The sequence below is a fragment of the Streptomyces sp. NBC_00885 genome (genome assembly GCF_045207475.1).
GTDB lineage: Bacteria > Actinomycetota > Actinomycetes > Streptomycetales > Streptomycetaceae > Streptomyces.
The window spans coordinates 1225662-1238381 of sequence record NZ_CP108796.1 but is presented as its reverse complement, the minus strand read 5'-3'; the positions used below and the strand labels follow the sequence as shown (position 1 = coordinate 1238381).

Sequence of the window (12720 nt, the reverse complement as noted above, 5' to 3'; positions counted from 1 at the left end):
CCGGAGGGGCTGATGGTGCGGCTCGGCCGCACATTTCAGCCCGTCCCGCGTTTGAGTACACGGCCGAAGGCCCTCCGGAGGTCTGGGGGCTTGCCCCCGGTTCGGGAAGGGGCGGGGTGGGGAACAGGCCCGCCGCAGGCGACCCGCACCACCGCTGCGCCTACCCCGCCGCCCGTGCGGCGTACCGCACCGGGTCCCCCAGCACGTCCCGTACCACCAGCGCCGCCGCACCCCGTGCCGCGTCCGCCGCCGGGGACGCGGCACGCAGGCGGCCCGCGGTCTCGGGCCACAGGCCCGAGACCACCCGGGCCGACAGCTCGCCGTCGGCCGGTGGCGCCAGCCACGGCAGCAGCGGCGGATAGATCCCGCCGAGCACCACCGCGTCCGGGTCGAAGAGGTTCACCGCGCCGGACAGCACCCGGCCCAGCATGAGGCCGGCCCGGCGGAGGGCCGACACCGCGCGCTCGTCGCCCGCGCGGGCCCGCCGTTCCAGCTGCGCCACGCCCCGTGCGCCACTGTGCTCGTCGAGGCCCGCGGCCCGCAGCAGCGCCGACTGCCCCGCGTACTGCTCCAGGCAGCCGCGCGAGCCGCAGCGGCAGTCGGGGCCGTCAGGGGACACCACGACATGGCCGATCTCACCGGCGAAACCGTGCGCACCGCGCAGCAGCTCACCGTTCAGGACGAGCGCGCCGCCGACCCCGATCTCCCCCGTCAGGTACAGGAAGCTGCGTACGTCGCCGAGGCCCCCGAACCACAGCTCAGCCAGGGCCGCCACATTGGCCTCGTTCTCCGACCGCACCGGCAGAACGGGCTGCGCCGGACGCAGCGCGGCAAGCGCCTCGGCGAACGGGCCCTCGGCCGCGACGCGCGTCCAGCCGAGGTTGGGCGCGTACCGGACGGTTCCGGCCGAGACGAGGCCCGGCAGCGCCAACTGGGCTCCGACCGGGTGCAGTTCCTGCTCGGCCGCGGACACCAACGCCCGGGCGGCGATCACGGCGGCCCGGTCCAGCACCCGCTCGGGCGGCGCGCCCCTGTTGTCGATGTGCTCGACCAGCCGCACCCGGTCGGTGCCCGCCAGGTCGACCACGCACACCGCGACATAGTCGACGTTGATCTCGACCCCGATGCCCGCGACTCCGGTACGGGCCACCTTCAGCACCGTGCCCGGACGGCCCGCCTGACCGCTGAAGGTCTTGCCCGATTCCGTCAGGAACCCGCTGTCCAGCAGCTGCTCGACCAGGGAGGAGACGGCCGCGCGGGTCAGCCCCACCCGCGCCGAGACCCCGGCCCGGGTCACCTCGCCCGCGTCGCGGACCGCCCGCAGCACCAGGCTGAGGTTGTGCCGTCGTACCGTTTCCCGGTCGGCCTTGGGCTCCAGCGGTGGATGGTTCCCGGGGCCGTTCCCACTCACGGGCCCGCCGGATCGGACTCGAGTTCTGCCACCGGGCGCAGTGCGCTCACGGACCGCAGCAGCGGGTCACGCCCGACGTGGCTGAATCCGTGCAGCCGACTGGCGAACGCGAAGCCCGATATGCAGAGGTCCAGGCCTTCCACGCATCAGCCCTGCGGCTTTCGGTATCCCAGCGACGCCTCGATGCGGCCCTCGATGACATCCAGGCCGGGCAGGGGACCGTGGGCGGGCGAACTCGTGAGCAGTGAACGGCACTTGGAGCTCAGCAGCAGACCGAAGCTCTCCGCCTCGTTCTCCTCGGCGACGTCGAAGTGCGTACGGGCCGCGACCTTCAGGACGGTGTCCTGCAGGTCGGCTCCGTCGTTCAGCAGTCGTGCCGCGACGGCCGCCCCTTCGACGTGGTGGCTGCAGTGACCGGCCTGCATGTGCCACAACTCGTGGCCGAGGATGACCAGTTGGTGGTCGGGGGCGGTGCGTTCCTCGATGACGATGAGGTCCTGGTCCGCCATGTCGAGCCAGAGCCCGCTCGCGGTTCCCGGGGGGAAAGAGGCCATGCGGAACTGGACCGGCCGGCCGCGTCGGCCGCTCATCCTGGCGCACAGGGTGGCGTAGAGGTCCGTCGGTTCCGCGGGGACGGGCAGGTCGATTCCGGCGATCAGTTCGCCGCACAACCGCCGCATCTCTTTGCCTTTGTTCACCGTTCTCCCGTCGGTGCAGGGTTCACTTCAGGACTCCGTCGGCTTGACGCTCTCCAGGAGCATGTCGAGCCATTCGGTGACCTTGTCGCGGTGCTTGTCGGTGGGGAGCTGGGCCGCGCGCCAGGCGATGCCCCGTACCCCATGGTCCTGCAGCAGACGCTCCAGCGGGTCGCTGTCGCCGGCGTAGTCGTGCAGCAGCGTCTGCTCGGTGCGCTGGAGGGCGCCGTCGAGGGCGTCGGCGTCCTCGGCGGTGAGGAATCCGGCGTGGACCTTGAAGAAGCGCTGAATGGCGTCGCAGTGCTCCATGGTCGGTCGGCGGTCGCCGTTGATGAGGGCCCCCGCCTGCTGCCGCGACATGCCCGCGCCGTCGGCGATCTCCTGCTGGGTGTAGCGGCGGCCGTTGGGCTTGAGCCGCGTCCTGCGCAGCAGATCGAAGCGCTGCAGAAAGCGCGCCTGGAGGTCGGGTTCGCCGGCGGGCAGGCCGTCGAGGAGGTCGCCGACCACGTCGGCGGGGACGCCGGAGGCCTCGGAGAGCTGATGCAGGTCGAAGACCTCGCTGTGAGGCACACCGAGCTTGCCCGCGAGTTCGGCCAGACGGGAAATCGATGCCGTCAGGGGGCCTGCGGCTGTCGGGCCCGGAACCAAGAAGCCGTCTGTCACCAGTAGGTCTCCTAGATCACGCGAGGTCACTCCGCACACAGGGGGGCTGCCGGGAGAGTAACTGCTTCAGGGAAGTGTAACCAGGCCTTGCCACAGCTGTGGCGCGATCTGAGCGCTCAGCGGCGGCCAATGCCACGATAGTTGACATGGTCGTGTGCGGGTAGCAGGATCGCCCACGCGGTGATGATCCAAATGGCCCTGCCGCACCGGGACTTCGAGAGGGTGGCGTTCTCGATGACATATGAGGCAGGCGTGGAACGACCCGGTGCCCATGGGCGGCGAGGCCACTTCGGCACGGCTCGCGGCGCGGTCCGGGCGAGGCGCGTCACCGATGTCATCAGACGGCGCCGCGAAGAGCTCGGGCTGAGCGTGGAGGACGTGGCCGCCCGGCTCGAGATGAGCACCGGCGCGTACGGAAACTGGGAGCGCACCCCCGCCCAGGACTGGACCGACGACAGGCTCTGTGCCCTGGTCAAGGCCCTGGAGATGAGCGACCAGCAGGGCGGCTGGCTCTTCCGTCTCGCCGTCGACCGGGATCCGCCTGCCACCTCCGACAGGACTGTGGCAGCGTCCCTGTCCGCGCTTCCGCTGGGACCCGCACGCCCCTCGGGTCCGGCCTTCCCGGCCGGGCCCATGCGCCCGTTCGCGCCGGTGACCGCACCCGTGCTGCCCACCGTGCCCGCGGCGCCGGGGGAGCCGGACCCCGGTGCTGCGCCGGACCCCGAAACCCAGGCCTACCTGCACGACTATGCCGTGATGATGGACGCCGTGCCGATGCCTTCGGTGCTGCTCGACCGGCGCTGGAACGTGGCACACGCCAACCACTCCTTCGCGGCGCTGTTCCGCGGCATCGCACCGCACCCCACAGCTATGCCCGGCGACAACTTCCTCCGGTTCGTACTGTTCCACCCGGACGCCGGTGCGGTGCTCGGCGACCGTGAGACGAGCTGGTGCCTTCCCCTGCTGGCGCAGCTCGGCGCGGCCCTGGAGCGTTACCCGGAGGACCGAGTCCTTCAGGCCATTCGTGGCGACATCGCGGGCGACCCGATCATGGACGCCGCCTACCGCTTCGGCCTGCCGCACTGGATGCGCGTCATGGGTGCGGCAGCCGTGCATCACGACGGAGCCGTACGGCCGCTCCACCACCCCGATCCCCGGTGGGGGCGCACCGAGTGCCGGATCCTCGACGAGACCCCCGGGACCCTGCTGGACCGGGGATTCACCCGGCTGACGCTCGTCATGCGCGAGGGACGCTCCGCCGTCTCGCCCGACGTACGGCGCGGCAAGTCGCATCTGCGAGCGGTCTCCAGCGGCTGAGGCGCGGGCGTCGGCCGGGAAACCTGACCTGGGATCAATTTCGCGGCCGAACCGCTGACCGAAGGTGTCTGCGTGGCTAGCATGAAACCTGAATTCGCTTGCGCGACAAGGGGAACGCCTGTGCCCGACATCGATGCGCTGCTCGACCGGCAGCGGCTGCTGGCCAGGATCCTGAACGCCGACGCCGACGCCGACCCCGTTCGCTCCGCCGCCGCCAGCCCGGCGGACACGGGCACGGACCGGGAGGCGCTCAGGGACTCCCCAGGCCCTGCCGATGAGCTCTCGGCGCTGCTGCCGGAGCGTCCCGCCGCGCAGGCCGACGGCGAGCGCAGCGTCGCCGTTGCCGGAAACAACTCCGGGATCATTTCCACCGGCGACGGTGCGAAGAACGCCCTGCACCAGTGAACGGCGGGCCGGGTCTGCAGAAGCCGGACCCCGCCGAGCACAAGCCTGACCAGTCGGGCGGCGACCGGTCGGTGAACGTGGGCGGTGACAACCACGGCATCGTGAGCACCGGAGACAACGCGAACAACGTGCTCATCCTTCCTGCAGCGCGCCCTGCCGAGAACTCGCTGGCAGGGAAGGCCAATCTGCTCGCGGACAGGGTCAGCGACGTCCTGAAGCGTGAGGAGGAGCAGCAGCGGTTATGGGATCCGGCCCCGCTGCCTGTGCGTTGTCGGCCGGCGCCTGAGACGCTGACCGGCCGCCGGAAGAGCATCCTCGACGTCTCGGCCGAGGCGGCGGCCACTCTCCCGCTGGACCTGACCGGTCCGCTGGAAAGGATCGCGGCTGTCTACGAGGGGACAAAGCCCGGCAGACTGATGGTGCTGGGCCGGGCGGGCTCGGGAAAGACCATCCTGGTCAGGCGTTTCGCAAGGGCCCGGCTGGAAGCTCGCACTCCAACCGGAGAAATACCAGTACCGGTGATCTTCAGTCTGGGATCGTGGAATCCCACCACCACCCCACTGCGGGACTGGCTGATCGAGCGGCTGGAGCGGGACCACCCCTTTCTTGCCGGGACCGGCCCCGACGGATCGACATGGGCCGCCGCGCTGGTCGGTGCCGACCGTGTGCTGGCGATCCTGGACGGGTTCGACGAGATCGCCGAGGGCCTGCACGAGTCCGCGCTGCTGGACCTGAGGGCCACCACCGTGCCGCTGCTGATGACGAGTCGCCGCGCCGAACTCGAAGCCGCCGTGGGAACAACCGCGCTCTTCGCCGGTATCGAACTGACCGACCTCACCCTCGACGACTCCGTCAACTACCTGCTGCACGCGACCAATACGCCCGACTCCGACACGGCCCCCTGCGACGGCACGGACCCCACCACACTGACCGGGTGGGAGTACGTCCTGAACAAGCTGCGCCGTCACCCCGACAAACCCGCCTGCGCCAATCTGGCCGCTGTGCTGACCACCCCCCTGATGGTCACACTCGCCCACACCGTCCACACCTCCGGCCGCGATCCGGTGAAGCTGCTGGAGATCGAGGAGTTCAGCACCCGAGGAGCCCTTGAAGACCATCTCCTGGACACCTTCATCCCCACCGCCTACGACCGCTTTCTCAGCAACCGCCCCGCCGCGAAACGCCGGCCGTGGCGCGCCGAACGCGCCCGCCACTGGCTCGGCTACCTCGCCACACACCTGAAGACACTCGACACACACGACATCGAATGGTGGCGACTGGGAACCGCCATGAGCCTCTCTTCGCGCATGCTCGTCTCGGGGGTCACGAGCGGGCTCGTGTCAGGGACCATCCTCGGACTCGTCTTTGGGCTCACGACCGAGCCCAGAGTGGCATCCGTCACCGTGCTTCTGAACGTGCTGGGGATCGGGCTGACCTTCGGGCTCATGCACGGATTCGGGTCAAAGCTCAAGGTCGGCGGCGCATTTGAACCGTCGCGCATGCACATACAGATCCGCGGCGGGTCGAAGAGAGTGAAGGAGAGTTTCCTCCCCAGAATTCGGGGCGGACTCGCGGGCGGGCTGGTCTTCGGGGTCGTGTTCGGGCTCGGAGTGGCGGTCTATGCGGGTCTCCTGGATTTCCCCTGGACCGTGATCGCCTTGGTGTTCGGGAACTTTCTCGTGGCCGGGCTCGCGCTCGGACTCTCGGTCGGGCTCATGCTCGCGCTCGTGGCCGGGCTTGAGGCAGTCATCGAGACGAAATCCTCGGTCAGCCCGTCGGACCTGTTGCACACGAACCGCACGACGGTGCTCGCCCAAGTGCTCGCGGTCGGGCTGGCGCTCGGGCTCGGGTTCGGGATCGTCGTCGCGCTCGTGAACGGGTTCGCACTCGGGGTCACGAGCGGGCTCGCGAGCGGGCTCGTGGTCGGGCTCGGGGTCGCCACGCTGACCGCTTGGGGCCGGTGGGTGGTCCTGGTCCGCGTCTGGCTCCCCCTGACAGGGCGGCTCCCGTGGGCGGTGAACGCCTTCCTGGACGACGCCTACCAGCGAGGCGTGCTGCGCCAGGTCGGCGCGGTCTACCAGTTCCGCCACGCACGGCTGAGGGATCGACTGGCCGAGGTCTACGAGCAGTAAGGATCAAGCTCAGCGCATCGACGCCACGGCCCACTCCGACACGAGAGCCACCGCGACCCCGACCCCCAGCACCGCGGTGGCCACCCGCGTACGCCCCTGGCGGCTGAGCACCAGCGCGCTGCCCGAGAGGATCAGCGCGATGCCGTAGAAGCCCATGGTCAGCACCGAGTGCGTGCTGCCGAGCCGCAGCACGAGCGTGACACCCACGGCGATCATGATGACCGCGGAGAGCGCTATCCGTACATGACGTGCCTGGCGTGGTGTGAGCCCCTGCCGCTCCGGGCTCGAATTGGCTTCTGACATGCACCGAAGCCTATGCGGTCGCGGGGGCTTTCGGGCTGCCGGGGCCGATCTTCCGTGCCCCCTGCGTCGGCTCAGGCGCTGCGCGCGCCGCCCACACCGGCCGTCCACCGGGGAGCGGTTCCGGTGAGCTGGCAGGCCATCAGATAGAGCGGGATCGGCGGTGTGTAGGGGCTGGTGTCGTCGGGCCGGCGGATCAGCCGGGGATTCACCGCCGGTACGTACGCTCCGCGGGCGTAGTGCGACGGCAGCGGCCACGTCAGCTCCAGGTCCGAGCCGGCCGGTACGATCCACCACCACCAGTCGGTGTCGGCGAAGACGCAGCCGTAGCGCGGCAGTCCGCCCAGCAGCCGGAAGCCGTGGCGCGCGGGAAAGCCCACGGCATCACAGCCCAGATGGGCCGAGAGCGTGGGCGGAAGGTCGAGCCGGGTCACCGGGGTCTCGGTGCGGAGGGTGCCGCGGCGGGCGCTCCGGGGGAACCTCCGGGAGAAGCTCCGGAAGAAGAGGAGCGTCGCCAGGCTTTTCAGCATGGCCTCTGCGGATCGTGCGGAATGCTCTCCCGGGACGTGCGGGCGTGCGGAATGCCGCCTTCCCGGGATGTGCGGGCGTGCGGCAACTCCGCCCACACGAGGCGGCCGGGGCCGTGCTGCGAGTCGTACGCCCCCCAGGCGCTGCTGACGGCCTCGACCAGCAGAAGGCCGCGCCCGCGTTCTTCTTCGAGGGTGTGGCACACATGCGGGCCGGCGGGGGACGACCCCTGGTCCTGCACGGTGATACGCAGGCGCTCGGCGTCGTTGAGAAGTTCGCAGGCCACCAGATCGCCGTCGGTGTGCACGACCGCGTTGGTGACCAGTTCGGACACGACGAGCATCGCCGTGTCGTGAACGTCCCCGCCTATGCCCCAGAAGTGCAGGCGCTCGCGCGCGAGTCTTCGCGCTCTCGCGACGAATTCGACGCGAGCCGGAAGCTCGAAGCCGTACCGGTGGTGGTCGGCCCCCGAGCACTGGTCCACGAGCGGGGCGGTGAGCGCGTCACGGTTCACCCGACCACTCTCCCGCTGCAATGGTCAGCTTGGCAAGGCCCACTTTGAAATATTCAGAGTGGGCATATTCATCCTTGCGGGAGCGTGGCACACTGCACGCAACAGCACGTGGGGAGGTCTCGAAGTGAGTGAACCGCGGTCCGCCCCCACGGTGGGCCAGGTCGTTCTCGGCAAGCGCTTGCAGGATCTGCGCGAGCGGGCCGGACTCAGGCGCGAGGAAGCGGCAAAGGTCCTTCGCGTGGCCGCAGGCACCATCCGCCGGATGGAAACCGCCGAGGTCGCGCTGAAAATCCCCTATGTCCAGCTGCTGCTGAACGCCTACGGGATCACTGACGACGAGGCCCGGGGTTTCATCGAACTCGCCGAGGAGGCCAACAAGCCCGGCTGGTGGCAGCGCTTTCACGATGTTCTGCCCGGCTGGTTCAGCATGTATGTGAGTCTGGAGGGTGCCGCCGCCCTCATCCGGACCTACGAGCCACACTTCGTGCCCGGTCTGCTGCAGACGGAGGACTACGCCCGGGCGATCATGACCGGCGGAGCCGTCGGGCAGACCGACCCGGCCGACATCGAGCGCCATGTGGCGCTGCGGATGGAACGCCAGGCTCTGCTCACCCGACCCGACGCACCCAAGTTCTGGGTGATCATGGACGAGACGGTCTTCCGCCGGCCCGTCGGTGGCCCCGGCGTCATGCGAGCGCAGATCGACAAGCTGCTCGAATGGGCCCGGCTGCCCCATATCACCCTGCAGATCGCGGAGTTCGCGACCGGACATCACCCCGGCACCTACGGGCCGTTCGTCCTCTTCCGGTTCGCCGTCCCCGAGCTCCCGGACATGGTCTACAGCGAGTACCTCACCGGCGCCGTCTATCTGGACGCCCGCCCCGAGGTCGCCTCGCATCTGGAGGTTCTGGACCGCATGGCGGCTCAGGCCGCGACTGCGCAACGCACGAAGGAGATTCTCAAGGATCTCCGCAAGGAGTTGTAATGAATCACGACATATACAACGGGATGCCGGCGGCCGAACTGGGCGAAGAGGGCTGGCACAAGCCGTGGAGCGGCGGCAACGGCGGCAACTGCTTCGAGACGATGAAGCTGGCCGACGGCCGGGTCGCGGTGCGACAGTCCGCCGACCCGGACGGCCCCGCCCTCATCTACACCTCCAACGAAATGGAGGCGTTCATCCAGGGGGCCAAGTCCGGGAAGGCGGACTTCCTGCTCACCTGACGGCTCGGCCGTCGGCCCGGGTGCCGGCTCAGCCCTTCGCGGCCCCCGGCGGGAGCAGCGTCGCGAGGAACGCCTTCGGCGGTGAGAGATTGCCTGCCGCGTCGATCGTCCGGTACTCGATCGTGTGGGTCCCGTAGTCAGGTGTGGCGTCGTCCCACGGCACCGCGCGCGTACGGCCGAGCTTGCCGTAGACGAGACCGTCGATGACCGTGCCGCCCGGAGTGAAGCGGTACGGCGCGTCCGCGTCCGTGGGCCAGCCGTAGTAGGTCTGCCAGCCGTCGCCGTCGACCCGGAACTGCGAGACCACGGAGCCTTCCCGGTCGTCGCGGGCCGTCAGCTTCATCGTGAACGGGCCGTCGTAGACGTACTCCACGGGCATACCCGGCCGGTGCACGGTGCGCAGCGGCTTGGAGAGTGTGTACGCCCCCGCCGCGGGTGCCGCGTCGACCGTCCATGTCAGGGCGGTCTGCGTTCCGGCGATACGCGCCGTGAGGCTGTGGGTGCCGTCGGGCAGTCGCAGCGCGCCCAGATCGAGATCGCGGTCGTTGCCCCCATTGGCCACCGGCCGCCCGTCGAGCGTCCAGCGCACGGAGTGGGTCCGGTCGGCGGGGTGCGTGGTGTCCGCGTACACGACCGAGGCCGAGCCCACCGGGGCCGCGGTGTCGGTGTGACCGGTGAAGGCGGCCGCGACCGGCTCCCGCGGGGTCGTGACCTCCGTGTCCACACTCCAGGAGACCGTGCGGGTCAGCGCGGCGGACGCGCGGATGGCCGGGTCCCGTACGAAGGGCGTCGGGTCGCTGACGGTGGCCGTCAAGGAGTGGGTGCCGCGCGGGAGTTGGAGCCCGCGCAGATCAACCGTCCGGGCATCGCCGACCGCACGCAGCGGACGGCCGTCCAGCCGCCACACGACATCGAGCTCACCGCCCACCGGATGCAGGGTGTCCACCCACACCGTCCGGTCGTCGCCGATCGCGGCGCTGTTCGGGGTGTGGTCCTGGACCAGACCGACCTTGGCGGAGATCTTCTGGGTCATCACCTCGCGCACGACCTGGTCGAAGGCGTACCCGAGGGTCTTCATGATCGAGTGTTTGCTGGGCCGCCAGACGCCCTTGGTGCTGTACATCCCGCCCTCGAACCGGCCGATGACCCCGCCCGATTCGCTCTTCTCGCCGAGCCAGCGCCACCACTTGGCCCGCTGCTGCTTCATCTGCTCCTCGGTGAGCAGCGTGTGGTGGGCGGACGACGGCTCACCGCCTTCGTACGCCGCTCCGGGTACGCCGCGCGCGTAGTAGTCGTACTCGTCCTGGAGACCGCCCAGCGAGTGGCCGATCTCGTGCGGGGTGATCAGCGAGGAGAGCGCGTTGCCGCCGGACGCGGTGGCGAAGGTGCCGCCCGCGCCGCCGTAGGTCTCGCTGTTGGCGAGCGCCACGATCTGCCGGTTGGCGCTCGCCGACCCCGGGACGAGATCGGCGAGAGCGGACGCCGAGCGACTGTCGACGGTCAGCAGACGCTGCACGCTGCCGGGGTTGCAGCCGCCCCAGAAGCCCATGCCCAGCGCGGTGTTGCGGCGCGGCGAGTCCAGACCCGGGTCGCAGTCCACGCCGGACTCGGCCGAAGGGACCTCCACGGCCCAGACGTTGACGTAGGAGCGGTACGAGGCGAAGGGCTCGGTGGACCAGAGCACATTGAGGTGCTTGTCGACGTCGGCGCGGAACTTGGGGAGCTCGGCGGCGGTGTAGCCGTCGCCGAGAACGATGATGTTGAAGCGCTTGTCCGCGGGGCCGGTGGTCTGTACGGGTACCACCGTGGCGGCTTCGGTGACGGGACTGTCGGCCGCCGCCGATGGCGTGGCGGCCAGCAGTCCTCCGGCGAGCAGCACGCCCGCGGTGGCGAGCGCGGCCGCTCTTCGTAAACGGGTACCGGGTGAGGTCATGGGGCCGGAGCGTAGGGGGTGCCCAACGGGCCGTAAAGACAGCAGAGTTGGCGACGAGGCTCATGCCGTACTGACTTCCCTGATCCGCGGCTGCTCCTCGACGTGGCCCAGTACCTCAGGAGCCCGTGGCGAGACTGCCGACCTGCCGGTCGTGGTCACCGCGCGGCACCGGGCGTCGCGGCTCACGACGGCGCATTACGCAGCCGGTGAGCACCACGCCGGCTGCGACCGCGTACACCCAGGTCCCCATGCTCTGCGGGTCGGCGTCCGACCTCACGGTGACGTACTTGGCCGCGCCCGCGACCGCGACCGCGAGCCACTCCCACCGTCCGTCCAGCGCCACCAGTGCGGCCAGCAGCAGCGCGTACCAGGAGTAGCCGGGAGTCAGCAGCAGGAAGGCCGATCCGGTGACCAGCAGGGCGCCGCTCCACGGGCGTTCGGGATCGCCGCGCAGCAGGACATGGGCGGTGACCGCCAGCATCGCCACGATGACGGCGGGCAGCGCCCAGTCGTCCGGCAGTACCAGCCGCAGCAGGGCGTAGCGGTTGCGGGCCGAGGGATCGTCGTAGCCCTCCTCCTTCGTATAGCCGCTGAGATAGCCGAGCACCGAGCTGTTGGATGCCAGGACGTACGGCAGATACGTGAGCGCGACCACGGCGGCCGCGGGCAGCAGGATCGCCGCAACGTCCCGCACACGCCGCACCCCGGACAGGGCGCCCGGCAGGACCACGGCAGGCAGCAGCTTGGTCGCGATCGCCGCACCGAGCAGTGCCCCGCCGGCGATGCGGCGCCGCAGCAGTACTCCCAGGCCCACCACGGTCAGCAGCGCCCCGAGCACGTCGGCGTGCGCGTTGTTCACCGCTTCGATGGGCACGATCGGGCACCACGCCCAGTACGCCGCACTGCGGGGATCGCCGCGCCTGCGCAGGACGAGCAGCAGCGCCGCCGTTGTGCCCAGCGACAGTGCCATACCGCCGGCCTGCAGTGCCTTGTGCCGTGAACCGTCCGGCGCGAGGGAGTCGACGAGCAGGAAGTACCCCTCCGCCACCGGCGGGTAGATGGTGTGCACCTGCGGCCGGTTGATCCGCGTGCAGTGCACCTCGCCCTGGGGCCCCGCGATGCGTACCAGATCGGGCCCGGCGCACGCGGCCCCGCTCGGGAACAGCCAGTCGTCTCGCAGGCCGCCCAGCGCGGGATCGGCCGGGGCGTGGTCGTACGGCGAGATGCCGGCCGCCTGCACCCTGCCGTCCCAGGCGTAGCGGTACGAGTCCGTACTGGTGCGCGGGGGAGCCAGCAGCCCGGTCGCGGCGACGGCGACACCGCCCGCCATCACCAGGACCACGGCCTGGCGCACCGGCGCCTTGCGTACCGCGAAGACCGCCGCGGCGAACAGCGCCCAGCAGGCGGCGTACCACCAGGAAAGACCGACGGAGTCGGTGAAGTAGCCGTCCTTGCGGACGGTCAGCGCGAGTGCGGCCGTCAGGGCCGCCAGGAGAACGCCGGCGGTGAGCGTACGCGGGTTGATCACAGGCTCAGCCTGGCACCGGGAAGGGGTCCGGACGCCGGGCCACCTCCTGATGTCCGCATTCCGTAAGGTG

General features: G+C 70.3%; 13 protein-coding genes. 5 read left to right on the top strand and 8 right to left on the bottom strand.

The genetic code is table 11. The features are described from left to right. Positions 1-160: 160 nt before the first annotated feature. The 3 genes from OHA61_RS05675 to OHA61_RS05665 form a co-directional block, all read right to left on the bottom strand. The gene (locus tag OHA61_RS05675; protein WP_361904622.1) at positions 161-1411 is read right to left on the bottom strand and encodes an ROK family protein; all 1251 of its coding nucleotides are present in this window, start codon (positions 1409-1411) and stop codon (positions 161-163) included. 146 nt (positions 1412-1557) lie between these two features. After that, the gene (locus tag OHA61_RS05670) at positions 1558-2091 is read right to left on the bottom strand and encodes a toxin-antitoxin system, toxin component (RefSeq protein ID WP_406279914.1); all 534 of its coding nucleotides are present in this window, start codon (positions 2089-2091) and stop codon (positions 1558-1560) included. Between the two features lie 45 nt (positions 2092-2136). Continuing rightward, positions 2137-2769: a helix-turn-helix domain-containing protein gene (locus OHA61_RS05665; protein ID WP_406302029.1), complete on the bottom strand. Its 633-nt coding sequence runs from the start codon at positions 2767-2769 to the stop codon at positions 2137-2139. Between the two features lie 183 nt (positions 2770-2952). On the opposite strand from OHA61_RS05665, the gene OHA61_RS05660 reads away from it, so the two are divergent. From OHA61_RS05660 to OHA61_RS05650, 3 genes are all read left to right on the top strand, one after another. Beyond that, positions 2953-4086 carry a helix-turn-helix domain-containing protein gene (locus OHA61_RS05660; protein ID WP_406307286.1) on the top strand — a complete coding sequence of 378 codons (1134 nt, stop codon included), beginning with the start codon at positions 2953-2955 and terminating at the stop codon, positions 4084-4086. 120 nt (positions 4087-4206) lie between these two features. Next, a complete protein-coding gene (locus tag OHA61_RS05655) occupies positions 4207-4491 on the top strand; it encodes a hypothetical protein (RefSeq protein WP_406302028.1) in 285 nt (94 codons plus the stop codon). Next, positions 4488-6623 (top strand): NACHT domain-containing protein, encoded by a 2136-nt coding sequence (locus OHA61_RS05650; protein WP_406302027.1) that lies wholly within the window; start codon positions 4488-4490, stop codon positions 6621-6623. Before OHA61_RS05655 ends, OHA61_RS05650 begins: the two co-directional genes overlap by 4 nt. Before the next feature lie 9 nt (positions 6624-6632). Here OHA61_RS05650 and OHA61_RS05645 read toward each other — a convergent pair whose 3' ends face one another. The 3 genes from OHA61_RS05645 to OHA61_RS05635 form a co-directional block, all read right to left on the bottom strand. Continuing rightward, on the bottom strand, positions 6633-6926 hold the full coding sequence (locus tag OHA61_RS05645) for a hypothetical protein (protein ID WP_266483327.1): 294 nt from the start codon (positions 6924-6926) through the stop codon (positions 6633-6635). 71 nt (positions 6927-6997) lie between these two features. Next, complete coding sequence (locus OHA61_RS05640) at positions 6998-7453, bottom strand: hypothetical protein (RefSeq protein WP_406302025.1); 456 nt, start codon at positions 7451-7453, stop codon at positions 6998-7000. Continuing rightward, positions 7447-7965, bottom strand: coding sequence for an ATP-binding protein (locus tag OHA61_RS05635; RefSeq protein WP_406302023.1), 519 nt, complete (start codon positions 7963-7965; stop codon positions 7447-7449). Before OHA61_RS05635 ends, OHA61_RS05640 begins: the two co-directional genes overlap by 7 nt. 124 nt (positions 7966-8089) lie before the next feature. Here OHA61_RS05635 and OHA61_RS05630 point away from each other — a divergent pair, with 124 nt between their 5' ends. Further along, positions 8090-8950 (top strand): helix-turn-helix transcriptional regulator, encoded by an 861-nt coding sequence (locus OHA61_RS05630; RefSeq protein ID WP_361904599.1) that lies wholly within the window; start codon positions 8090-8092, stop codon positions 8948-8950. Beyond that, complete coding sequence (locus OHA61_RS05625) at positions 8950-9189, top strand: DUF397 domain-containing protein (protein ID WP_406302021.1); 240 nt, start codon at positions 8950-8952, stop codon at positions 9187-9189. Before OHA61_RS05630 ends, OHA61_RS05625 begins: the two co-directional genes overlap by 1 nt. Positions 9190-9217: 28 nt before the next feature. On the opposite strand, the gene OHA61_RS05620 is transcribed toward OHA61_RS05625, so the two are convergent. Both OHA61_RS05620 and OHA61_RS05615 read right to left on the bottom strand, forming a co-directional pair. Further along, positions 9218-11122: a M64 family metallopeptidase gene (locus tag OHA61_RS05620; RefSeq protein ID WP_406302019.1), complete on the bottom strand. Its 1905-nt coding sequence runs from the start codon at positions 11120-11122 to the stop codon at positions 9218-9220. Between the two features lie 115 nt (positions 11123-11237). Continuing rightward, complete coding sequence (locus tag OHA61_RS05615; protein WP_406302018.1) at positions 11238-12650, bottom strand: glycosyltransferase family 87 protein; 1413 nt, start codon at positions 12648-12650, stop codon at positions 11238-11240. Positions 12651-12720 lie beyond the last annotated feature (70 nt).